Source organism: Bradyrhizobium algeriense (assembly GCF_003062295.1).
GTDB classification, from domain to species: domain Bacteria; phylum Pseudomonadota; class Alphaproteobacteria; order Rhizobiales; family Xanthobacteraceae; genus Bradyrhizobium; species Bradyrhizobium algeriense.
On record NZ_PYCN01000006.1, the window covers coordinates 17,483 to 38,845 of the forward strand.

Annotated in this window: 23 protein-coding genes; 13 read left to right on the plus strand and 10 right to left on the minus strand. The window is 61.9% G+C overall.

Going from position 1 to position 21,363, the window contains the following annotated elements; all coding sequences use genetic code 11:
- Positions 1-2 precede the first annotated feature (2 nt).
- Complete coding sequence (locus C7G61_RS14520) at positions 3-1,511, plus strand: glycosyl transferase family protein (RefSeq protein WP_108515148.1); 1,509 nt, start codon at positions 3-5, stop codon at positions 1,509-1,511.
- A gap of 1 nt (position 1,512) precedes the next feature.
- Here C7G61_RS14520 and C7G61_RS14525 read toward each other — a convergent pair whose 3' ends face one another.
- Positions 1,513-1,818 carry a hypothetical protein gene (locus C7G61_RS14525; protein WP_108515151.1) on the minus strand — a complete coding sequence of 102 codons (306 nt, stop codon included), beginning with the start codon at positions 1,816-1,818 and terminating at the stop codon, positions 1,513-1,515.
- A 383-nt stretch (positions 1,819-2,201) separates the two neighbouring features.
- Here C7G61_RS14525 and C7G61_RS14530 point away from each other — a divergent pair, with 383 nt between their 5' ends.
- The 3 genes from C7G61_RS14530 to C7G61_RS14540 all read left to right on the plus strand — a co-directional run bounded on the left by C7G61_RS14530 (position 2,202) and on the right by C7G61_RS14540 (position 4,724).
- Positions 2,202-2,921, plus strand: a complete 720-nt coding sequence (locus C7G61_RS14530; RefSeq protein ID WP_108515154.1) for an Npun_F0296 family exosortase-dependent surface protein — start codon at positions 2,202-2,204, stop codon at positions 2,919-2,921.
- 109 nt (positions 2,922-3,030) lie between these two features.
- A complete protein-coding gene (locus C7G61_RS14535) occupies positions 3,031-3,342 on the plus strand; it encodes an H-NS histone family protein (RefSeq protein ID WP_108515157.1) in 312 nt (103 codons plus the stop codon).
- A gap of 539 nt (positions 3,343-3,881) precedes the next feature.
- Positions 3,882-4,724, plus strand: coding sequence for a nitroreductase family protein (locus C7G61_RS14540; protein WP_108515160.1), 843 nt, complete (start codon positions 3,882-3,884; stop codon positions 4,722-4,724).
- A 31-nt stretch (positions 4,725-4,755) separates the two neighbouring features.
- Here C7G61_RS14540 and C7G61_RS14545 read toward each other — a convergent pair whose 3' ends face one another.
- A complete protein-coding gene (locus tag C7G61_RS14545; RefSeq protein ID WP_108515162.1) occupies positions 4,756-5,817 on the minus strand; it encodes a YeiH family protein in 1,062 nt (353 codons plus the stop codon).
- Between the two features lie 85 nt (positions 5,818-5,902).
- Here C7G61_RS14545 and C7G61_RS14550 point away from each other — a divergent pair, with 85 nt between their 5' ends.
- The gene (locus tag C7G61_RS14550; RefSeq protein ID WP_108515165.1) at positions 5,903-6,811 is read left to right on the plus strand and encodes a LysR family transcriptional regulator; all 909 of its coding nucleotides are present in this window, start codon (positions 5,903-5,905) and stop codon (positions 6,809-6,811) included.
- Here C7G61_RS14550 and C7G61_RS14555 read toward each other — a convergent pair.
- From C7G61_RS14555 to C7G61_RS14580, 7 genes are all read right to left on the minus strand, one after another.
- Positions 6,808-7,026, minus strand: a complete 219-nt coding sequence (locus tag C7G61_RS14555; RefSeq protein WP_108515168.1) for a hypothetical protein — start codon at positions 7,024-7,026, stop codon at positions 6,808-6,810. The two genes, C7G61_RS14550 and C7G61_RS14555, sit on opposite strands and share 4 nt — an antisense overlap.
- Before the next feature lie 282 nt (positions 7,027-7,308).
- On the minus strand, positions 7,309-8,076 hold the full coding sequence (locus C7G61_RS14560; RefSeq protein ID WP_108515171.1) for an SDR family oxidoreductase: 768 nt from the start codon (positions 8,074-8,076) through the stop codon (positions 7,309-7,311).
- A gap of 151 nt (positions 8,077-8,227) precedes the next feature.
- On the minus strand, positions 8,228-9,007 hold the full coding sequence (locus tag C7G61_RS14565; protein ID WP_108515174.1) for an amino acid ABC transporter ATP-binding protein: 780 nt from the start codon (positions 9,005-9,007) through the stop codon (positions 8,228-8,230).
- Positions 9,008-9,094: 87 nt separating this feature from the next.
- Entirely contained in the window at positions 9,095-9,826 is a 732-nt protein-coding gene (locus tag C7G61_RS14570; protein WP_108515176.1) for an amino acid ABC transporter permease, read from the minus strand.
- Positions 9,823-9,954, minus strand: coding sequence for a hypothetical protein (locus C7G61_RS47010; RefSeq protein WP_274542275.1), 132 nt, complete (start codon positions 9,952-9,954; stop codon positions 9,823-9,825). Before C7G61_RS47010 ends, C7G61_RS14570 begins: the two co-directional genes overlap by 4 nt.
- A 65-nt stretch (positions 9,955-10,019) precedes the next feature.
- Positions 10,020-10,973 (minus strand): dihydrodipicolinate synthase family protein, encoded by a 954-nt coding sequence (locus C7G61_RS14575; RefSeq protein ID WP_108515697.1) that lies wholly within the window; start codon positions 10,971-10,973, stop codon positions 10,020-10,022.
- A gap of 64 nt (positions 10,974-11,037) precedes the next feature.
- Complete coding sequence (locus C7G61_RS14580) at positions 11,038-11,955, minus strand: dihydrodipicolinate synthase family protein (protein WP_108515178.1); 918 nt, start codon at positions 11,953-11,955, stop codon at positions 11,038-11,040.
- A gap of 182 nt (positions 11,956-12,137) precedes the next feature.
- Here C7G61_RS14580 and C7G61_RS14585 point away from each other — a divergent pair, with 182 nt between their 5' ends.
- The 7 genes from C7G61_RS14585 to hydA all read left to right on the plus strand — a co-directional run bounded on the left by C7G61_RS14585 (position 12,138) and on the right by hydA (position 19,201).
- Positions 12,138-13,196 (plus strand): LacI family DNA-binding transcriptional regulator, encoded by a 1,059-nt coding sequence (locus C7G61_RS14585; RefSeq protein ID WP_108515180.1) that lies wholly within the window; start codon positions 12,138-12,140, stop codon positions 13,194-13,196.
- A gap of 3 nt (positions 13,197-13,199) precedes the next feature.
- Positions 13,200-13,568, plus strand: coding sequence for a tautomerase family protein (locus C7G61_RS14590; protein ID WP_108515182.1), 369 nt, complete (start codon positions 13,200-13,202; stop codon positions 13,566-13,568).
- A 15-nt stretch (positions 13,569-13,583) separates the two neighbouring features.
- The gene (locus C7G61_RS14595; protein ID WP_108515185.1) at positions 13,584-14,726 is read left to right on the plus strand and encodes an acyl-CoA dehydrogenase family protein; all 1,143 of its coding nucleotides are present in this window, start codon (positions 13,584-13,586) and stop codon (positions 14,724-14,726) included.
- Position 14,727: 1 nt separating this feature from the next.
- Positions 14,728-16,326, plus strand: coding sequence for an acyl CoA:acetate/3-ketoacid CoA transferase (locus tag C7G61_RS14600; RefSeq protein WP_244608298.1), 1,599 nt, complete (start codon positions 14,728-14,730; stop codon positions 16,324-16,326).
- 9 nt (positions 16,327-16,335) lie between these two features.
- Positions 16,336-16,836, plus strand: a complete 501-nt coding sequence (locus C7G61_RS14605; RefSeq protein WP_108515187.1) for a MaoC family dehydratase — start codon at positions 16,336-16,338, stop codon at positions 16,834-16,836.
- Between the two features lie 72 nt (positions 16,837-16,908).
- Positions 16,909-17,745, plus strand: a complete 837-nt coding sequence (locus tag C7G61_RS14610) for an ABC transporter substrate-binding protein (RefSeq protein WP_108515190.1) — start codon at positions 16,909-16,911, stop codon at positions 17,743-17,745.
- A 46-nt stretch (positions 17,746-17,791) separates the two neighbouring features.
- The gene (hydA, locus tag C7G61_RS14615) at positions 17,792-19,201 is read left to right on the plus strand and encodes a dihydropyrimidinase (protein WP_108515193.1); all 1,410 of its coding nucleotides are present in this window, start codon (positions 17,792-17,794) and stop codon (positions 19,199-19,201) included.
- Between the two features lie 279 nt (positions 19,202-19,480).
- Here the strand turns inward: hydA and galE are convergent, their stop codons facing one another.
- Positions 19,481-20,512, minus strand: a complete 1,032-nt coding sequence (gene galE / locus C7G61_RS14625) for a UDP-glucose 4-epimerase GalE (RefSeq protein ID WP_244608299.1) — start codon at positions 20,510-20,512, stop codon at positions 19,481-19,483.
- A 515-nt stretch (positions 20,513-21,027) separates the two neighbouring features.
- On the opposite strand from galE, the gene C7G61_RS14635 reads away from it, so the two are divergent.
- The gene (locus C7G61_RS14635) at positions 21,028-21,339 is read left to right on the plus strand and encodes a hypothetical protein (protein WP_108515200.1); all 312 of its coding nucleotides are present in this window, start codon (positions 21,028-21,030) and stop codon (positions 21,337-21,339) included.
- Positions 21,340-21,363 lie beyond the last annotated feature (24 nt).

The window sequence follows — 21,363 nt, forward strand, 5'->3', positions numbered from 1 at the left end:
TCATGACACAAGCCCCCTCCTTCCTCTTTCAATATCTCTATGTCGTCGAGATTCTGATGTTGATCGCCGGTGTGATCATCGCGATCTCCAGCATCGACGACCTCGTGGTCGACCTGCTGTACTGGAGCAGCAGGCTGATGGGCACGGCGGACAGCAAGTCCAGGGAATTGCCGAGCGTGGAGATCCTCGAGCAACTGCCTGAGCGCCCCATCGCCATCATGGTGCCGTGCTGGAAGGAGCACGACGTCATTTTTTCGATGCTCTCATCGAACTCCCGGCTCGTGCGTTACGAGCAAGCGCATTACTTCGTCGGCGTCTATCTGAACGATCCCCTCACCCAGGCCGAGGTGCGCAAGGCGCAGGGGCTGTACAAGAACATCCATATGGTGCTGGTCCCGCATGACGGCCCGACCAGCAAGGCCGACTGTCTGAACCAGACCATTTCCGACATCTTCATGTTCGAGGCCGAGCAGAACATCCAGTTTGCGGGAATCGTGATGCACGATTCCGAGGACCTCATTCATCCGCTGGAGCTCAAGCTCTTCAACAAGCTGGTCGACATCTACGACTTCATTCAGTTGCCGGTTTACTCGTTCTCCCGGCCGATCACTTCGATGATCGCGGGCCTCTACATGGATGAGTTCGCCGAGATGCACACCAAGGACCTCGAGGTCCGGCAGCGGATCAGCGGCGTCATTCCCTGCGCCGGCGTCTCCGCATGCTTCAGCCGGGAGGCGATCCAGCATCTCAACGACCAGAACCACGGCGAGGCTTTCCGCACGTCATCGTTCACGGAAGACTATGACATCGCGTTTCGTGTCTCTGAGCTCGGGTTCAAGTCCGCGTTTATCGCCTATCCGGCCAACTACGCGATCGACATCAATATCGACAGCGGTAACCCAGGCATTCTCCACCGGACCCTTCCGGTGGCGACCCGCGAGTTCTTTCCGTCAGGCCTCGAGGCCGCCTATCGCCAGCGCGCGCGCTGGCTGCTCGGCATCGTGTTCCAGGGTTCCCAGGAGCAAGGCTGGAAAGGCTCTCTCGGGACCAAGTACTTTCTGGCGCGAGATAGAAAGGGCGTGATCACCAGCCCTGCGGTCATGCTCGCCTATTTTGCGCTCGCCAATCTGACCGTGTTCGAATTCTATCGGGCGGTTTTCGATCCCGAAAAGCAGTTTGTTTATACCCTGCTGAACCAGAACTGGGCGGTCTGGATGTTTTTCGCAAACTTCCTGTTTCTGGTCTGGCGCCTGTTCAACCGAATGACGTTCACGGGCATGATCTACAATGTGCGTCACGCCCTGATGGCCGCGCCGAGACTTGTCGTCGGCAATTTCGTCAACTTCTTCGCAACGTGGCGCGCCGTGCGGATCTATCTCAGCCACCGGATATCCGGCACCGCACTCGTTTGGGACAAGACGTCCCACTCCTACCCGGTTCACATGGGCGACCTCACCCTGCCGCGAACGGCCGTGGCCGCCGATGGCGCGGGAGCCGCGGGGAACAGCTAGACTAGGCGGCCAGCAGAGGCTGGCCTTCGCGCTGCTGCCCAGCGGATGGGCTTGGGCCGAGGATGAGACGCGCGAACGAACGCGTTGCGAGGAAAGCCGTGCAGACCACGATCGCAGCGAGTTGGAGACCGGGGTAAAAAATAATCGCTCCGAGAACGAGCCAGCCTGCCGCGATGGCCAGGAAGTCGCCCAGCCTTGAGCTCCTGCCGTGGGTGGGATCGAAGCCCTGATCGAGCGCATTCGCGATCGCATCGAAGCCGTCAATCGCATCCCTGCTTGTCGGGCCGGCCAGGTCACGTGAAAACATCAAACACCCCCAGGAGCCTCTCGCGGGCTCTGGGGCATTTGGCGGGAGGACTATTGCCCGCCGCTCAAACCGACCGTTACAGTTTTATCCATATGGTTCTTTTGCGCGCGAAGGGCGTTGCGCGTCCCGGAACATGAATAATTCCTGCCCAACGGATTCGTTAGGATTTGAATATTCGTCCATGAAAGGGAGAAACCTGACCGAAGCTGATAAGGCCGCGGCAAGAGGGCCCACGATGCGGCGAGCATCGGCTTGCATCCGGGTCGGGCGACGGAATTGCTATTAGTATTGATATCCTTTCCTTTTAATTGGCCTTGCTTTATTTAATTCGCGAATTTAAATTGCCGACAATAATATTAACTATTAATTTTGGAAAACCGATAATGCGAAAATTGCTTGCCCCGCTCTGCGCGCTCGCTGCCCTTGTCGCCTTGAGCGATCACGCCAGTGCCGTGGTTGTCACGGCTTCCAACGGGCCGTTCAGCGCCGGCAATAGCAACACCAACAACGACATTACGTTCGACAGCCTCGCTACGCCGAACACGTTTGCCGGCACCAGCATCCAGTGGGGCGCTGCGCCGGCTTCGCTTGGCGGCATCGCCTTCTCGGGTACGGCGATCATCGCCAGGAATGCTGCGGGAACGGCGGCGGGTATCTCGGCGACGCCGGCGGGAGACATCACAAACTACATGTCCATTCTGGGTGGCAAATCCGAGACGCTGACGTTCTCGGGAACCCAGAACACGTTCGGTCTGTTTTGGGGATCGATCGATTCCTACAACAGCGTCGCATTCTATCTGGGAAGCAGCGCCACGCCGTTCCTGACGCTTTTTGGAAACAACCTCAATGCGGTGCCTGCGCTTGGATTTAACGGCGACCAGTCGGGCGCCCTGACGAACGCTTATGTCACGTTCACCGACCTGAGCTTCGACAAGATCGTTCTCGCATCGTCGAGCAATTCATTCGAATTCGACAACATCTCCTACGGCAATGTTGGACCCGTGCCGGAGCCGTCGACCTGGGCCATGATGCTGCTGGGCTTCGCCGGTATTGGTTTCGCATATCGTCGCCGCCGATCCAGGCGTGCCGCCGCGGCAGCCTGAACCCTGGCTGCCTGGCTTCTTGTTGAAGGGCCGCCTTAGGGCGGCTTTTCTTTTGAAACGCTGGTTTGGTCACGAATTGATTCTTCACGCTCCTTGCTGGGGGGTCGGCATGAAAGACAACAAACTAAAGCAAATGTCGCTCGACGACCTCTGGGATCTGCACGAAAGAATCGGCGCGATCCTGAGTGAAAAGATTGAGAGTGAGAAGAAGAAACTTGAACAGCAGCTCGATCAACTGGCCCGCAGGGTTGCGGAATTATCGCCGCCAGGTCCCGAGCGCCGACCGTACCCGAAGGTAGAGGCGAAGTATCGAAACCCGGACAACCCGTCAGAGACGTGGTCGGGACGAGGCAAAACCCCGCGCTGGCTAGCCAAACTGATTGCGGCTGGAAGGAAGCTCGATGAGTTCAGGATCCAATAGTTGCTGCCACCTGCGATCCAAGACTTGTCGATCAGCAAGACTTGCCGATCAGTAAGGTTGACTGGTTAGGTTAAGTCGCGAGTTCAGTTGCAGCGTCCTCAAGCTCGGCTATTGATTGAGTACCGGACAATTTCCCCCAAGCGTCCGGGCCCCCACCGGCGAAGCCGCCAGGCGAATATACGCCGCTTGGCGGCTTCGTTCTTTGGATCGCCAGTGCGCAACACGTGGATGAAAATAAACTACTTGATCGCTGTCGCGATCGCCATGGCCGGCTGGCTATTTCTCATCGTCTGGATCGTGAGGCAGCTTATCTGATGGGTTTGGATCATCGCCGACTTGCACATTCCGCAACAACGCATAGCCGCCGGCATCTTCTGCCCGGAAACGGTACAACCTTTTCGATCATTCGGCTCCGAAGCGCCAAAAAAGGCAAACGAATAATTCTCGTCTTGACGCCGATCCGGCGGGCCACTCCTCGCAGCCTTGCCTATCTCGCTCGGACCTGACGTAAATGCGCAGCGCCCCTGGAGACCTCAAAGATGTCCAATTCGAGAACCCCGTTTGTCGATCGCTTCGGTCCTGACGCTGCGGATGTGGAATTCGGCGGCGACGCCCCGTCCCTGCACCATCAGTTGGCCGCTCGCGGCTCGGTACGAAAATTCCGGCCCGACACTGTTCCGTACCTGACCTTGCGGCGGCTATGTGCCCTGGCGCTATGCGCGCCAACCAAAAGCGATCTCCAGCAGCGCGACATCATCATCATCGACGCGCCGTCCTTGAAATCCCGGATCGGTGCGCTGCTGGCAGACGGACCGCTAGGCCAGAAATGGCTCGCAAACGTCCCGAACCTTCTCATCTTCTGCGGCAACAATCGAAGGCAGCGTCGAATCCACACGTTGCGCGACAGGCATTTCGCCAACGACCACCTCGATGCCTTCTTCAATGCCGCGGTCGATGCGGCAATAGCGCTGTCCGCGTTCGTGATCGCGGCCGAGGCCGAAGGCCTGGGTGTTTGTCCGATCAGCGCGATCCGCATACACTCGGACGCGCTGTCACAGCTCCTGAAACTTCCCGACCATGTTTTCCCGGTAGCGGGCCTCGCCGTGGGATATCCTGCCGAAGCGCCGCAGCTCAGCATGCGGCTTCCGCTGTCCGTGACCGTGCATCACAACACATTTCTGGAAGACGGGCTCGATGACGCCATCGAGGCATATGATCGGCGCCGCGAGGCAGCGCAACCTTACGCGGCTCAACGCTATGTCAGAGAGTTCGGCGTAGCCGAAACCTATGGCTGGTCGGAGGATAAAGCGCGGCAATACGCGCACCCCGAGCGCGCGGACTTCGGCGCCTATGTGAGGCGCATCGGCTTCAGGCTGGACTGATCGGTTCGAACGCGGCCACCCCAGCGCGGCATTAGTTGAACAGATGAATCAAGCCGAGGCTGATCGCAAGCAGAAGCATCAGCGACAGCGTCACGGCCGCCGTCACCCTGCCGCCGACGATGGCGAGGACGCGAACGTCGACGCCGAGGCCGAGTGCCGCCATCGACACGACCGTGAGAAAGCCGGTAATCGCCGTCAGCGGGCCGATCACTGTTGCGGGTACGATATCGAGCGAGCGCAGAACGGATAGCGCGAGAAAGCCGAGGATGAACCAGGGCACCAGCCGGAAGAAGCCGACCACAGCCTTGCCGCGCACGCCGCCATGCAGGCGCGGGGCGAGCAGCGAAAGTCCCACCACGATCGGCCCCAGCATCAATACGCGCATCAATTTTACCAGCGTGCCGATCTGCGTGCTCACGAGCCCCGCCGGCACGGTTGCGGCAAGCACTTGCGGGACGGCGTAGACCGTGAGGCCGGCGAGAATTCCGTATTGCGTCGCGGACAATTGCAAAAGCGGAATGAGCAGCGGCAGCCCCAACACCATCATCACGCCGAGTATCGCGGTGAACGAGATCGAGGATGCGATTTCGTCGCCATCGGCTCCGATGACCGGCGCGACCGCTGCAATCGCCGAATTGCCGCAGATGGAGTTGCCGCAGGCGATCAGGATCGAGAGCCGCGTCGACAGGCCGAGCATGCGGCCGACGCCGAAGCTGAGGCCCAGGGTCACGACGACAGTCGCGGCAATCGCGCCAAGCAAGGCAGCGCCGGACGCCGCGATCGCGGCAAAGCTGATGGAGGCGCCGAGCAGCATCACGGCCACCTCGAGCAGCTGCTTGGCGCTGAAGGCGATGCCGGCCTGCCAGCGCTCGGGCGGATTCCAGAAACTGCGCACGGCCATGCCGAGCAGGATCGCCAGTACCAGCGCCTCCACATAGGGGTGCGCAAACAGGCGTCGTTCTGCAATTTCCAGGGCGGCCGAGACGCCGGCGACGACGATGCAAAGGAGAACGCCGGGAATGAGCGCTGCAAGACGGCTGACGCTGTGGGCCGGCCCATTTCCTGGGGTGGAAAATTCCTCGTCCTGCGGCACTAATTTCTCCCGGGGAGAAAAATCTATGCGCCAGAACGGGATAGTCGGGTAATATATTTTCGATCTGGCCCAATAAAGGGAAGTTATGTCCTTAAACCTGCATTTGCTGCGCCTGTTCACGACGGTGGTGAGAACCGGGAGTTTCTCGCGTGCAGCCGATGCCCTCCATATCAGCCAGCCGGCGATCTCGAAGGGGGTGCGGGATTTCGAGCTTCAGGTCGGCTGTCGCCTGCTCGACCGGACCCCAAAGGGCGTGCGGCCGACGCGGGAGGGAAAGGCGCTGGTGCGGCATGCGGAGGCGCTGTTTGCGGCAGAGCGTGCGGCCGAGGACGAATTATTGTCGCTGCGCAATCTCGACAGCGGATCGCTGCGCATCGGCGCATCCACCACGATCGCGACCTACATGATATCGGACTATCTCGGAACGTTTCACCGAAAATTTCCCGGGATCGACCTGCATCTCATTATCGCGAATACCAGGGACATCGCCGATCTGATGCTGGCGCATGATATCGAGATCGCGCTGGTCGAAGGTCCGGTGGAAGATGACGGGCTTGAGAGTCATGCCTGGCGCACCGACGTGATGAGCCTGATCGTCGACGCGCGGCACCGCTTCGCGGCGGCCGAGCGCGCCATCGACGGCGCGGCGCTTTGCGATGAAGTCCTGATTGTGCGAGAGCCCGGTTCCGGATCGCGCGAGGTGGTGTCGCAGGCGCTGGCTGCCGAGGGCATTGAACCCAGGCGCACGCTGGAGATCGGCAGCACCGAAGCGATCAAGCAGGCGGTGGCCGCCGGCCTCGGCGTCGCCATCGTCTCCAGCGCCACGATTTCCGATCAGGTCACGCTTGGCCGGCTCAAGGTCGTGCCAATGCGCGACCTGCAGATCGAGCGCACGCTGTGGCAATTGAAGGTACCCGGGCGAATAGAAATTCCTGCGGCGACCGCGTTCGAGCGGATGATCTGGCAGGACAAGCGCGTTGCGGAGATGGCTTAGAAAATCGCGGCCTTGACGAGCGCGGCAACGCGGCTGAAATCGTCAAAGACGCCCGGCTCGAAGAAGACGGCGCGGGCGATCACGATGGCCCCCACCAGCGACCAGAACAGACCGGTGCCGGCCCACAACAGATATTTGGACCCGCGCGAACGCGGCCCAGCTTCCCCTTCGGGCACCAGGCGCTCGCCAAACGGCTCGTATCTCAAGCGTTCCATTGCGCGACCAATCTCTTGATTTGCAAGGCAAATGTCGTCGTTTCCAGTCGATGGGGCAATGGAAGCGATTTGCCTTTTCAAACCATGGAATGGAAGCGTATTCCCGCCTGGACCGGTTGCGGAACCGCTTTCTTCTTTGCCGGCCTCACCGCAGGTTCGGCGACTACGGAATCCAGGCAATCAGTGCAAATCTCGTGATGGTCGAACCGCTTCACGTCTCCGCTCGGCGCCGGCGGTCCGGCGGCTGCGCGGGCGACAATCTCAGGCGTTGGAAAGCCGGGATTACAGGCAGGTCGTGATGCCGCCGTCGACGTAAAGCGTATGCCCGTTGACGAAGGATGAGGCATCGCCTGACAGGAAGACGGCGGCGCCGATCAGTTCGTCCACATTGCCCCAGCGGGACGCCGGCGTCCGCTTTTCGAGCCATGCCGAAAAGGTCGGATCGTCCACCAGCGCCTGATTCAGGGGAGTCTTGAAGTAGCCCGGTGCGATCGCATTGACCTGCAGGCCGTGCTTCGCCCAATCGGCGCACATGCCGCGGGTCAAATTCTTGATCGCTCCCTTGGTCGCGGTGTAGGGCGCAATACCGGGACGAGCCAACTCGCTCTGAACCGACGCGATGTTGATGATCTTGCCCCTGCCGCGCGGGATCATGTGGCGCGCGACGGCCTGGCCGACGTAGAAGGCGCTTGAAACATTGGTCCTGAGCAATTGCTCCCACTTCTCGACCGGAAAATCCTCCAGCGGCGCGCGGAACTGCATCCCGGCGTTGTTGACGAGAATATCGATCGCCCCCGCCGTCCGTTCGATCGTGGCAATGCCTTCACGAACGTCCTCCGCGGCCGTCACGTCGAATCCCGCCACCGCAACCTTGTGTCCGGCAGCGGTCAGGCTCGCGGCGGCGGCCTCAAGCTTGTTGCGCTCGCGTCCATTGAGCACGACGGAGGCTCCATGCTCGGCGAGCCCTCGCGCAATCGCGAACCCGATTCCCTGGGAAGATCCTGTGACGAGCGCTCGTTTGCCGGCCAGGTCGAACAGTTCAAATGCCACGGCGGGACCTTCTCCATGCATGCGGGATGGCATTAGCGTCCAAGCATCGCCTTGGCAATCGAAGAGCGCAGCCAAATGCTCCGCGCTCGCCCTGCCGCGCCCTATCCAGGACACGACGGAACGCCGCCACGGGCATCCCGCACACTCTAGACTAATGAAGGATCTGGTCGAGGAATGTCCTTGCCCGCTCGGACGCCGGATGATTGAAGAAGTCCTCCGGAGCTGCTTGCTCGACGATTTTCCCCTCATTCATGAATACGATCCGGTCCGCGACCTCGCGGGCGAAGCCCATCTCGTGGGTGACGCAGAGCATGGTCATGCCCTCTTCCGCCAGCTTCTTCATCGTCTCAAGCACTTCCTTGACCATTTCCGGATCGAGCGCCGACGTCGGTTCGTCGAACAGCATGATCTTCGGCTGCATGCAGAGCGCGCGCGCAATGGCGACGCGCTGCTGCTGTCCGCCTGACAACTGCCCCGGAAACTTTTCGGCCTGCTCCGGGATCCGGACCTTGGTCAGGAAGTGCATGGCGAGGTCCTTCGCCTCCTCCTTCGCCATTCCGTTCACCGTCATCGGCGCCAGGATACAGTTCTCCAGGGTCGTCATGTGCGGGAACAGGTTGAAGCTCTGGAAAACCATACCGGTGTCCCGCCGGATGGCATCGATGTTCTTCCGCTGATCATCCAGCTCGGTACCGTTGACGTAGATCAGCCCCTGGTCGTGCTTTTCGATATGATTGATGCAGCGGATCAGCGTCGACTTCCCCGAACCGGACGGACCGCAGATGACGATCTTCTCACCCCTGGCCACCTTGAGATCGATCTCGTTCAAGGCGGTAAAATCGCCATAATATTTGTAGACCGCCTCCATTTGAACCGCGGCGACCTCGCGCATGCGCGGCTGGCCCTGTCCACCTTCAATATCGGCTGCCATCGATCCGTTCCTTAGTGGCGCGCGCACCGGAGCTGCGCCTCGCGGTCGCAGCTTCGTTCCTCGCAACAAAATCTTCCCTCGGCACTTTCATGCCCTGGCCTCGAGGCCGGCTTGCGGCGACGACGCCGTCGCGGTGGCTCTTCGCGATCCTGTCGCGCTCGACCGGCCAAAGTGTTTTTCCAGGCGGCGCTGGACCACATCCCAGACCGAGGTGAGGATCAGGTAATAGGCGGTGGCGGCCGCATAGACTTCGAGGATCTGAAAATGCTCCTGCATCAGCATGTCGCTCCGGCGCATGATTTCCTCGACCGAGATGACGGAGGCGAGCGACGTCGCCTTCAGGAGCGAATTGATGGAGTTGCCGAGCGGCGGGATCATCAGGCGGAAGGCTTGCGGAAGCGTGATGCGCCGGAACGTCACCCATCTCGACAGACTTAGAGCCCAGGCGGCCTCTCGTTGCCCGGCAGACACCGCCATGAAACCGCTGCGAACGATTTCAGCAAGATATGCGGCTTCATTGAGGATCAACCCGATCAGGGCACAGGTGATCACGTCGAACTTGATGCCCAGCTGCGGCAAGCCGCTGTAGATCACCACGAGCTGAATCAGGAGCGGCGTGCCGCGAAAGAACCAGATGTAGAACCGGGCGAAGCCGCTGAGCACAGGATTGGATGACATCCGCATCAGCGCAATGCCCATCCCCAGAATAAGCCCGCCAACGACTCCGGCAACCGTCAAGCCGATGGTGACGAGTACCCCCTTCATCAGGAAGAAATTGAAAAAGTAGTCGACGCTGGCCGCCAGATTGAAATGGGTCATCGGCTCATCTCCGTGTGGTATTCGGCAGCAATTTTCATGCCGCCATCGGGAGCGACGAAAACCGAGATCGCCTGCACAGCATGAGCCACCATGTACATCAGCTTCGAGCGCTCCTCGAACCCAAGCATGCTATCAGTTCCGTCGGTCCGACCTGCCGATAGGAATGAAGACTTCGTCGGACATGACGGCGCCCTCAAGTCAGGTGCATGCCGCCGGCGCGGCGCGCCGCGCCGAGCGTCGTTGCGATGGCGTCGCAAAGATCGGGCAGAACCGGCAACAACGGCGGCCGCGGATCCGCGTTGCGGATCAGCCCCAATGCCTTGAGGCCCACCTTCATGCGCGTATGCATGTCGACGATCGGCGCCGGGCCGTAAATCGCCCGGACGATCGGGTAGAGCCGCTCGTTCACGACGCGCATCGCCTTGAGGTCGTCAGCGACCGACGCCTGCCAGAGTTCGATAAACAGATGCGGAGCCAGGCTGACGAGCCCGGACAGGATACCGTCGCCACCGACAGCGAGCTGCGGCAAAAACCAGTTGTAATTCGACGGTAAGACCGCGACCTCCGGATCGGCTTGTTTCACGGCCCGTCGGTTCTCGTCATAGGCGAGCATCGTGTCGCTACCTTCCTTGACGGCGATGACGCGGTCGATGGCCGCCATTTCTGCGAGCGTCTGCGTCGAATAGCCGAAGCCGGACGCCACCGGATACTGGAAGATAGACACCGGGATTGCGATTGCCTCGCTAATCGCCCGCACGAAGGCGACCGGCGCGCGCGGTGTGGCCGATGCACCGCCACCAAGGGCAACAGGCGGAAACAGGACCGCGCAAGCCGCACCGGCGGCCTCCGCGAGCCGGGCCTGCCGGATGGCCTCTGCGGTCGAGTGCGCGATGATGCCGGCAAGCAGCGGCTTGCCGCCGATATGGGCCCGGGTCCGCGCGATGACCGCCTGACGCTCTTCGTCCGACAGCGAGGCGCCCTCGCCCGCATGCCCGTTGACGAAGACAGCCGCGATGCCGTCGGGGCAGGCACAGTAATCGAGCAGCCGGGCATAGCCGTCCCAGTCAATCGACAGGTCGTCCTTGAACGGCAGCACGGTGGCGACGGTGACGCCGCGCAGATCGAGTTTTTTCCTCAGACCGCTCATGACGGTTTGCGCCGCCGAAATGTACGACCACAAAGAACGGATGCGATCATGCTGCGCCCTTTCCTCAGCCGGCGATCTGCCGTGATGCCGCGGTCGCGCCCGGCCACACCAGACCGAACTTCGCCACCAGTGCACGCGCGGCTGCATCCTGCGGGCCCGGCAAGGGCAGACGGGGCGGACGCGGCACGCCCGCGGAAAAGCCCATGTGACCGAGCAACGCCTTGGTGCCGGCAACGTAAGCCTGGCCACCGACGAATTCGATCACCGGCAAATAGTCGAGATAGAGCTTGCGCGCCGCATCGATCGCACCTTCATCCGCGACGAGGCTGAAGATGCGCGCCATGGGCTGGGGTACGACGTTGGAGGCAACGGCCACCCAGCCCTGCGCACCCTCCACGAAAGATTCGAAACCGAGGATGCCGCCGAACACGGTCATCCGGTCACCGCACAGCCGGATGATGTCGCGCACGCGCGTCACCTCGAGCGTCGACTCCTTGATGTAAAGACAGTTGTCGATCTCGGCGAGTCGCGCCACCAGTGCTGGCTTGAGATCGACATTTGCGGTCGCGGGATTGTTGTAGACCATGATGGGCAGTGAGATCGCATCGGCCACTGTCTTGTAGTGATGGACGAGTTCGTCGTCGGTCGGCGTCGAATAGAACGGCGGAATGATCATCACCCCGTCAGCGCCCAATTTTTCGGCACGGCGACTGAGGCGCACCACTTCCCGCGTATCCTCCGCGCCGGTCCCGATCAGCACAGGCACGCGCCCCGCCGCCTGAGTGATGACCGTCTCGGCCACCAGAACCTTCTCGTCATCGTCGAGCGAGAGGAACTCGCCGGTCGAGCCGAGCGGAATCAGCCCGTGGATGCCCTGCCCGATCTGCCAATCGACAAACCCCCGCAACGCCTCGGCATCAACCTCACCGGCCGGCGTGAACGGCGTGATCATGACCGTGTAGGTACCGCGAAATGTCTTCATCGAAGAACTTCCAGTTGCTCAGGTGAACTCGGGCAGCGGCCTCTACCGCACACCTCCATAGCGCTGCAATCGATTGCAGGATTGACGCTGATTTGGGCAGAACCCATCTCTAATTTAGGCTTGCACACGCAAATTTCTGCCAATACTGTTTTGCAATCGTTTCCATTCTAGCGGCGAGATTGATGAGCGTCACGCTCAAAGATGTGGCACTGGCGGCCCGCGTTTCGATCAGCACAGCCTCGCGCGCGCTGGGCGGCAGCGGATTGACGAGCGAGCGCACCCAGCAGCGCTTGACGCGCATTGCGCGCGAGCTCGGCTACCGTCCCAATCCGATCGCGCGCGGACTCAAGACCGGACAGTCGCGGCTGGTGGGGCTGTTGGTCCACAATCTCGCCAACGCATCGTTCCAGGTGATGGCCGAGGTGGTGCAGGCGCGGCTGAAGGCGCTCGGCTACCAGATGCTGCTGTGCATCGCCGGCGATGATCCGCAGCTCGAAAGCGACACGCTGACGACACTTGCCGACCATCGTGTCGACGGACTGATCGTCGTGCCCACGGGCAAGAACGGCGCCCGCCTCACCGCTCTGGCAAATGAAATCCCGATCGTCTGCCTGGTGCGCCGCGACGACGGGACAGACCTCGAGACCGTACTTGCCGACGATTCGGAAGGCGCCTTTGTCGGCACGCGGTACCTGACCGGACTCGGGCACCGGCGGATCGGCCTTATTGTCGGCCGTCCAGATACGACTTCGGGACGCGAACGACTGTCGGGATATGTCCGCGCATTGCGCGAGGCGTCGATACCCGTGGACGATACGTTGATCCATGCCGGCCATTTCGAGCCGGAAACCGGCGCCGCCTCCTGTCGCAAGCTGCTGGATCTCACCGAGCCCCCCAGTGCGATCTTCGTCGCCAACCACGAAGCGACGCTCGGCGTCCTGCGCGTGACGGCGGAGCGTGGCCTGTCGATTCCCGATGATCTGTCGTTACTCTGTTACGAGCATTCGCCCTGGTTCGAATGGCATCGCCCGGCCATCAGCATCGTCGATAACGGCGCGCGCGACCTTGCCAATCTCGCGGTCGACCGGCTGCTGCACCGTATGGACGCCAAGGGGAATGGCGCCGATAGCGTACGCGAATATCGCGTCGGCGCCCGGCTGGTGATCCGCGATTCCTGCCGCCCATTCGATCCGTCCGCGCGCGGATCTTCTGCAACCAAATCGTCCAGATCGAAGGCCTGACCGATGCCCTATGTCGAAATTCTTGCGCCGCCTGCCCCACCGCAAAGCAAGGCCTCGTTGGCAAAGTCCATCACCGACGGCCTGATGTCGGCCTTCGGCGTCGGCGCGCAGACGATCACACTCTACTTCCTGCCAATCGCTCCCGGCGACTACGCCCATGCCGGCGAGATGGGACCGCAAGGCACCGGCCAGCGTATCCTGCTCAAGGTACACGCGTTCCGCCGCAGCGCGGCCGAGCGCCGCGCCGCCGCGGCCGCGCTGACGCGCAGCGTCTGCAGCGCCTATGGCGTGCCGGGCACTGATGTCGCCACGTACTTCCTCGACCGGGAGAAGGACGAGGTCGCCCACGATTCCAAGCTCGCCAGCGACTGAGGGAAGCGTCACGCCATGGACCGTTTCTACACCGAGGACCAGAAGGCGCTGCGAGACACCGCGCGGCGCTTCGCACAAGCCGAGATCCTGCCGCGCGCGGCCGCGATCGATCGCGACGACCGCTTCGACCGTTCGCTTTACAAGGGCATGGCCGACCTCGGCCTGTTCGGCATCTGCTTGCGCGAAGGCGCGGGCGGCGCAGGGCTCGACGCGGCCGCGGCCTGCATCGCCATGGAAGAGCTGGCCCGTTGTTCGGGCGCGGTGGCCAACGCTTTCGCCATCCCCGTCGAGGCGGTGCTGTTTTTCGACCAGCACGGCACCGAGACGCACAAGACGCTGATCCCGCAGATCCTGAGTGGCGAGATTATCCCCGCTACCGCCGTCTCCGAACCCGACCACGGCTCTGATGTCGCGGGCATCAGGACGACCGCGGTGCGCGACGGCAACGGCTGGCTGCTCGATGGCACCAAGGCCTGGGTGACGCTCGGCGGCGTCGCCGACCGCATCATGGTGTTCGCCCGCACCGGCACAGAGGGTGGACACCGCGCCATCTCCTGCCTGCTCGTCGATGGCACGTTGCCGGGCATCGCGCGCGGCAAGAACGAGGAGCTTCTGGGCATGCACGGCCTTGAGGATTGCCAGATCACCTTCTCCGGCGTGCGTCTGCCGGCCGACAGCGTGATGGGACCCGAGAACCAGGCCTTCAAGATGGCCATGAGCAACTTCAATTTCAGCCGGTTGATGATGGCATCGATGGCGCTCGGCATGGCACAGGCCGCTTTCGAGGATGCCACCGCCTACGCAAAGGACCGCAAGCAGTTCGGCCAGCCGATCATCGGTTTTCAGGCGATTCAGTTCATGCTGGCCGACATGGCCACCGACATCGCCGCCGCCCGCCTTCTGATCCACCACGCCGCGCGCCTGCACGACGCCCGCGAGCCGATCGCCAAGGAAGCCGCACAGGCAAAGCTGTTCACCACCGACATGGCGATGAAGCACGTCTCCAACGCGCTGCAGATCCACGGCGGCAACGGCTATTCACGCGACTACCGCATCGAGCGGCTGTTCCGCGACGTGCGCCTCGCCCAGATCTACGAGGGCACCAACCAGATCCAGCGCCTCATCATCGCCCGCCAGGTCGAAAAGGAAGCCGCATGAATTGGAGCGTGCAACTGTGCTGAGCATCATCACCGCGGCGCAGGCCGCGAACCTGGTTCGCGATGCCGATACGCTGATCGTCGGCGGCAATGGCGGCACCGGCGCGGCGGAAGCCATTCTCGATGCGCTGGAGCAGCGCTTCCTCGGCGGCGGTGGACCGCACGGGTTAACGCTGATCAACATCACAGGCGTCGGCGCCGTGACCGAGAAGGGCCTCTGCCATCTTGCCCATGAGGGCCTGATTGCGCGGGTGGTCGGCGGCAATTTCGGGCTGCAGGTGCCGTTCATGCGCCTGGTACGCGACGAACTGATCGACGCCTATAATTTCCCTCAAGGCGTGATGAGCCAGCTCTGCCGCGCCATGGCCGCGAAGCATCCCGGCGTGCTGACCCATGTCGGCCTCAACACCTATATGGATCCGCGCCAGGATGGCGGGCGCATGAACGCGCGCACCACCCTTCCGCTGGTCGACCTCGTCGAGCTGCAGGCCCAGCCATGGCTGCTCTACCGCGCGCCTGCGCCTCCGAACGTCGCCATCATCCGCGGCACCTCGGCCGACGAAGACGGCTATATCAGCATGGAGCACGAAGGCACGACACGCGAGGATCTCTCGATCGCGCAGGCCGTGCACAATGCTGGCGGCACGGTGATCTGCCAGGTGAAACGGATCGTCAAGCGCGGCTCGATCCATCCGCAGATGGTCAAGATCCCCGGCTTCCTGATCGACCATGTGGTGCTCGAACCCGACCAGATGCAGACCTACGGCACGGTCCACGATCCCGCCCGCTGCGGCGAGACCCGCGTACCGGTCGCAATGATCACGCCCGACCCGCTCACCGAACGGCGAGTGATCGCGCGCCGCGCTACTTTCGAGCTGCGCCCGCGCGACGTGGTCAATCTCGGCGTCGGCATCTCCGCGATGATCCCCAACGTCGCGGCCGAGGAAGGCATCGCGGATCTGATCACGCTGACGGTTGAATCCGGCGTGGTCGGCGGCGTGCCGGGCCATGCGCGCGAGTTCGGCACCGCCATCAATCCCCGCGCCATCCTCGATCAAGCCTACCAGTTCGATTTCTACGACGGCGGCGGCCTCTCTTGCGCCTTCCTCTCCTTTGCGGAGGTCGACGAGACGGGCAATGTCAATGTCACCCGTTTCGGCGACCGCCGCGACGGCTCGGGCGGCTTCATCGACATCACCCAGAACGCCAAACGGCTGATCTTCAGCGGCACCATGACCGGCGGCAAGTTCGACATCGCCGTTGAGAACGGCCGGCTGGCGATCCGCCGCGACGGCGCCTTCCGTAAATTCGTGCCGCAGGTCGGCCAGATCAGCTTCAGCGCGGCGCTGGCCGCGCAACGCGGCCAAGAAGTGTCCTACGTCACCGAACGCGCCGTGTTCCAACTGGAGAATGGCGGCATCACGCTGACCGAGATCGCCCCGGGCGTGCGCCTGGAGCAGGACGTGCTGGCGCATATGGGTTTCCGGCCGCGCATCAGCGCCGACCTCCGGGATATGGACCCGCGCATCTTCCGGCCCGGGCCGATGGGAATCGGACAGGGCTTCGTCGAGCTGCCGGCTCGCCCGCGCAAGGTCGCCTGAGGACACGCCATGGAAACCACGGCCCCCGCGTCGATCAATCTCCGTTACGAAGACATCGAACCCGGCACGCAGTTCGAAAGCGCGACGCATACCGTAACACCGGCCGATATCGCGGCGTTCGCCGACGTCACGCGCGATCATCATCCGCTGCATGTCGATGGCGCTTATGCAAAATCCCGCGGCTTCCCGGCAGTGATCGCGCACGGGCTGTATGGCCTGTCACTGATGGAAGGGCTGAAGTCGGAATTGAAGCTCTATGAAGAAACTTCGGTCGCCTCGCTCGGCTGGGACGGAGTGCGCTTCAAGGCGCCGGTGGTCGCTGGCGACCGGCTCCGCGTGCGCTTTCGCTTCGTCGAGAAGCGGCCGACCCGCAACCCCGCACGCGGCGTCGTCATCGAAGCACTCGACCTGATCAACCAGCGCGACGAGGTAGTGACGGAAGCCCGCCATACTTCGCTGATCCTGACCCGCCAGCCGGATCGCGCATCCGGTATGCCGGACGCGACATAACGAGACAACGAAAAGACGACCAGACCCGGGAACGCCGCCTTACCCATTCACTTTTACACAGGGGTTTACGTCATGCGACTTCTCAATATCTTCTCCGCCCTTGCCGTCCTGATCGGCCTCGTTCCAACGGCTCACGCCCAGAACTGCACGCCGAAAGTGCCGGCATCGAGCCTGATCGAAGCCGGTAAATGGCAGATGTCGATCAACCCGACCCTGCCGCCACAGCAATTCATCGACGACAAGGGCGAACTGCAGGGGCTCAATGTCGAATTGGCCCGCGAAATCGCCAAACGGATCTGCATCGAGCCGGTGTTCCTGCGGATGGACTTCCCGCCGATGATCCCGGGTCTGCGCTCCGGCCGCTTCGACACCATCAATACCGGTCTGTTCTGGACCGAGGAGCGCTCGAAGATGCTGTACCTCGTGCCCTACGCGCAGCAGGCGATCAGCATCTATACCGATCCCGCTTCCTCCCTGAAGCTGGAGAAGTTCGAAGATCTCGCCGGCCGTGTCGTCGGCGTTGAGTCGGCAACCTATACCGAGCGCAAGGCGCGTGAGTTCAGCGCCGCGATGGTGGCGAAAGGACTCAAGGAAGTCGAGTTGCGCACGTTCACGACCGTCACCGCGACCTCGGCGGCCTTGCGCGCCGGACAGCTCGAAGCGGCGCTCAACATCAACGAGACCGCCAACTCGCTCGAACAGCGGGGTATCGCCAAGATCTGGGTCAGGGACATTGCCGGCACCGACATTACCTTCGCCTTCCGCGACAAGCTGCTGGCGCAGGCGACAGCGGATGCTCTGACGGCCATCCGCACCGACGGTACCTATGACAAACTGTTCGACAAGTTCGGCATGACCAAGCTGAAAGCCACCACTTTCGTCATCCGCGGCGACGGTCCCACCAACTGACGGCAAGCGCGGCGGCCATTCGCAAACCGACCCGACGGAGCGCGACATGACATTCGACACCATCATCCGCGGCGGCACAGTCGCGACGGCGTCCGACACCTTCGCCTGCGACGTCGGAATATCAGGCGGACGGATTGCAGCACTCGGCCACGACCTCGGCGATGCGGGACAGACCATCGATGCTACCGGCCGGCTGGTGCTGCCCGGCGGCATCGATAGCCATGTCCACTTTTCCCAGCCGAGCGGACCGGGCATCGTCATGGCCGATGATTTCGAAAGCGGCACACGCGCCGCCGCCTTCGGCGGCAACACCACGGTGCTGCCGTTTTGCCTGCAGGAACGCGGACAGAGCCTGCGTCAGGCGGTGCGGGACTATCACGCCAAGGCTGACGGCAACTGCTACATCGACGTCAGTTTCCATTTGATCATCTCCGATCCAACCGATCAGGTTCTCGGCCAGGATCTCCCGGCACTGATCAAGGATGGCTACACCTCGTTCAAGGTGTTCATGACCTATGAAGACCTGGCGCTGAGCGACCGCCAGATCCTTGAGGTGATGGCAGTCGCCCGTGAAACCGGTGCGCTGGTCATGGTCCATGCCGAGAATTTCGATGCCATCCGGTTCCTCACGGATCGCCTCGAGCAAGCTGGCCATACCGCACCGCATTTCCACGGGGCATCCCGGCCGATTGCCGTCGAACGTGAAGCCACCCACCGCGCCATCGCCCTCGCCGAGTTGATCGACGTCCCGGTGATGATCGTCCACGTCTCCAACCGACAGGCGATGGAGGAAATCCGCCGCGCGCAGCAGCGCGGCCTCAAGGTGTTCGGCGAAACCTGCCCGCAATATCTCGTCTTGACCGAGAAGGACATGGAAGGGCTCAACATGGAGGGCGCCAAATACGTCTGTAGCCCACCGCCACGCGATGTCCCAAGCCAGGTCGCCTGCTGGGAAGGATTGCAGCAAGGCACCTTCAGCGTTTTCTCCTCCGATCATTGCGCGTTCCGTTACGACACGACCGGAAAGCTCGCCCCGAAAGGCCGTACCAGTTTTCGTTGGGTGCCGAACGGCATTCCCGGCGTCGAGACGCGCCTGCCGATCCTGTTTTCGGAAGGTGTGGTCAAGGGTCGTATCGATCTGAACCGGTTCGTTGCCCTATCGGCGACCAACCATGCCAAGACCTACGGCCTCTATCCGCGCAAGGGCACGATAGCAATCGGTTCGGACGCAGACATTGCGATCTGGGATCCGGCGCGTGAGGTTACGATTAGCCAGGACATCCTGCATCACGGCCCCGATTACACACCCTATGAGGGTTTTCGTGTCACCGGCTGGCCGATGACCACACTGGTACGCGGTGAGGTCGTCGTCGCGGATGGCACCCTGGTCGGCCGCAAAGGAGCCGGCCAACATCTGGCGCGCGACGCTTCGCTGCTCGCCTCCGCCCGGGACTAACGTGACCCGCAGTTCTCGTTGGTTGTCGCCAAACTTTCTTTGGTCTCCCGGTCAGACGGCACGCTTCAGTGACTCGACCAGATCGGTCTTCTCCCAGGAGAAGCCGCCTTCATTGTCCGACGTACGGCCGAAATGGCCGTAGGCCGCGGTACGCGCGTAGATCGGAAACCGACTCGCTGGTGAACAGATAGGACGCGCATCAAATAACCCCCTTTTTCCGTTCCGACCTCGGCGGTCCTTCGTAATGTGTCTTAAAACCAACACCGTGAGTAAGCCTGATCAGGCCGGAACGCCGAGTTTCAGCTGCCGCTCCCAGCTCAGTGCGTGCTGCACGATCTGCTCGAGATGGTCGTGACACGATCTCCACCGCAGGATAGACTTCGCCTTTGCGTTGGATGCCACGAGGATAGCCGGATCGCCGGGCCTGCGTTCGCGCGTCCTCACGTCAAAATCGACGCGGCACACGCGCTTGACGACATCGATCACATCCAGGACCGAGTAGCCGCGGCCATACCCCACATTGCAGGTCAGGGACTCTCCCCCGCTTCGCAGATACGTCAGCGCATCGACGTGCGCCTGCGCGAGATCGGTGACGTGCACATAGTCCCGAATGCAGGATCCATCCGCGGTTGGATAGTCGTTGCCAAACACGTCCATGCCCTGCCGCCGACCCAGCGCCGCCTGCACCGCGACGTGTATGAGATGAAATGCCTCTCGCGTGGACTGCCCCGAACGCCCCGCCGGATCGGCCCCTGCGACATTGAAGTAGCGCAGCGCACAATACCTGAGCGAGGTTGCTGCTGCTGCATCCCGTAGCATCCATTCGATGGCAAGCTTCGAACGGCCGTATGGGTTGATTGGGAGCGTCGCATTTTCCTCCTCAATCGGGATCGTTCGCGGCTCTCCGTAAACAGCGGCCGTCGACGAAAATATGAAGTGTAAAACGCCAGCGCGCTCAGCCTGGGAGATCAGCGCATGCGTATTCACGGTATTGTTCAAATAGTATTTTCCGGGATCACGAACAGACTCAGCGACCGATATGCTGCCGGCAAAATGCATGATCGTATCGACAGCGTGGTCCTGCAGGATCTTGGCGACCATCGCAGTGTCGCCGCAGCTTGCACGATAAAAGGGCACGCCTTCCGGGACGGCGGCCTGCAGACCCGTGGATAGATCGTCGATTACGACGGCCCGCTCGCCCGCATCCAGCAGGGCCAGGACCGCGTGGCTTCCGATGTAGCCGGCTCCGCCGGTGACCAGCACGCTGTTGCCATTCATCAATCGCGTCGTCCGGAAGTCCTGCATCGTCATTCACCTTCCATCCGTCTGGTCCTGGCCGCGGCCGAAAAACAGGCGGTCACACGCCCCGCTTCGCCCTTCCTGAGCAAAACTGGTCTTCAATCTTCCCAACCAGCAGGGTCGATGGCGATTTCGCCTGCATCATCGGCGTCAAGGAGCCGATAGACTTTCCAGGTCATCAGAACTTTCTTGCAGTGCTGGCACCTGACCTCGTCGCTATCGCCCAGCCTTGGCGGAGGCGCGATAGAGGCAGAGCCGCACGTGTCGCATGCAAAGTCTCTTGCGATCTTCATTACGACCTCTTCGTTTCCCGGTGGAACCGGCAACCGCTCTGCTCCTGCGCCGGATCCCATTCTGTTCCTCGAGCTCTCGAAGGTGGCTTCCTGCCCATTTTTTAGGCGCGACTTATTGATTTGTTCATGCATCTTGGACACTATTATTTGTCGGATAGAACGCAGCTTATCGATAGAGATCGGGGCGCGTTCCGATTGGATCGCCGACGCGACCGACCGCAAAGGTAGCTCAGAATGCTCGCGGGCATGTTGTTCATGGCCGCAGGCTTTGCCTGCGGCGTCGTTTTTCGACTCGGCGCTTTTGCAATCGGCGTCGCGGCACTCATTGCCGGATACGCACTGCTGCTTGGCTTGGCCAACACCTCCTTGAACGTGCTGGCCATCGAGTTGCTGTTGGCGCTGCTTTTTCTGCAGGTCGGATACGTGGGAGCCGTCGTCGCACGAATATGTCTCATAAAGCTGAAGGCTCGTTCGCCCGGATTTGCCCGGCTGCATGCGATTCTGCATGTCGCGCGCGCGAGCAAGACCGACCATTCCACAAGCTGAAGCCCGTTTGATTGCATGCTCCGC

What these genes read in the sequence shown, in the direction of transcription:
- C7G61_RS14605 (WP_108515187.1), top strand. Translation starts at nt 16,336, where the DNA reads ATGGAAACCACGGCCCCCGCGTCGATCAATCTCCGTTACGAAGACATC.
- C7G61_RS14540 (WP_108515160.1), top strand. Translation starts at nt 3,882, where the DNA reads ATGTCCAATTCGAGAACCCCGTTTGTCGATCGCTTCGGTCCTGACGCT.
- C7G61_RS14580 (WP_108515178.1), bottom strand. Translation starts at nt 11,955, where the DNA reads ATGAAGACATTTCGCGGTACCTACACGGTCATGATCACGCCGTTCACG.
- C7G61_RS14610 (WP_108515190.1), top strand. Translation starts at nt 16,909, where the DNA reads ATGCGACTTCTCAATATCTTCTCCGCCCTTGCCGTCCTGATCGGCCTC.
- C7G61_RS14595 (WP_108515185.1), top strand. Translation starts at nt 13,584, where the DNA reads ATGGACCGTTTCTACACCGAGGACCAGAAGGCGCTGCGAGACACCGCG.
- C7G61_RS14575 (WP_108515697.1), bottom strand. Translation starts at nt 10,973, where the DNA reads ATGAGCGGTCTGAGGAAAAAACTCGATCTGCGCGGCGTCACCGTCGCC.
- C7G61_RS14535 (WP_108515157.1), top strand. Translation starts at nt 3,031, where the DNA reads ATGAAAGACAACAAACTAAAGCAAATGTCGCTCGACGACCTCTGGGAT.
- C7G61_RS14555 (WP_108515168.1), bottom strand. Translation starts at nt 7,026, where the DNA reads ATGGAACGCTTGAGATACGAGCCGTTTGGCGAGCGCCTGGTGCCCGAA.
- C7G61_RS14635 (WP_108515200.1), top strand. Translation starts at nt 21,028, where the DNA reads ATGCTCGCGGGCATGTTGTTCATGGCCGCAGGCTTTGCCTGCGGCGTC.
- C7G61_RS14550 (WP_108515165.1), top strand. Translation starts at nt 5,903, where the DNA reads ATGTCCTTAAACCTGCATTTGCTGCGCCTGTTCACGACGGTGGTGAGA.
- galE (WP_244608299.1), bottom strand. Translation starts at nt 20,512, where the DNA reads ATGACGATGCAGGACTTCCGGACGACGCGATTGATGAATGGCAACAGC.
- hydA (WP_108515193.1), top strand. Translation starts at nt 17,792, where the DNA reads ATGACATTCGACACCATCATCCGCGGCGGCACAGTCGCGACGGCGTCC.
- C7G61_RS47010 (WP_274542275.1), bottom strand. Translation starts at nt 9,954, where the DNA reads ATGCTTGGGTTCGAGGAGCGCTCGAAGCTGATGTACATGGTGGCTCAT.
- C7G61_RS14570 (WP_108515176.1), bottom strand. Translation starts at nt 9,826, where the DNA reads ATGACCCATTTCAATCTGGCGGCCAGCGTCGACTACTTTTTCAATTTC.
- C7G61_RS14530 (WP_108515154.1), top strand. Translation starts at nt 2,202, where the DNA reads ATGCGAAAATTGCTTGCCCCGCTCTGCGCGCTCGCTGCCCTTGTCGCC.
- C7G61_RS14565 (WP_108515174.1), bottom strand. Translation starts at nt 9,007, where the DNA reads ATGGCAGCCGATATTGAAGGTGGACAGGGCCAGCCGCGCATGCGCGAG.
- C7G61_RS14585 (WP_108515180.1), top strand. Translation starts at nt 12,138, where the DNA reads ATGAGCGTCACGCTCAAAGATGTGGCACTGGCGGCCCGCGTTTCGATC.
- C7G61_RS14525 (WP_108515151.1), bottom strand. Translation starts at nt 1,818, where the DNA reads ATGTTTTCACGTGACCTGGCCGGCCCGACAAGCAGGGATGCGATTGAC.
- C7G61_RS14520 (WP_108515148.1), top strand. Translation starts at nt 3, where the DNA reads ATGACACAAGCCCCCTCCTTCCTCTTTCAATATCTCTATGTCGTCGAG.
- C7G61_RS14590 (WP_108515182.1), top strand. Translation starts at nt 13,200, where the DNA reads ATGCCCTATGTCGAAATTCTTGCGCCGCCTGCCCCACCGCAAAGCAAG.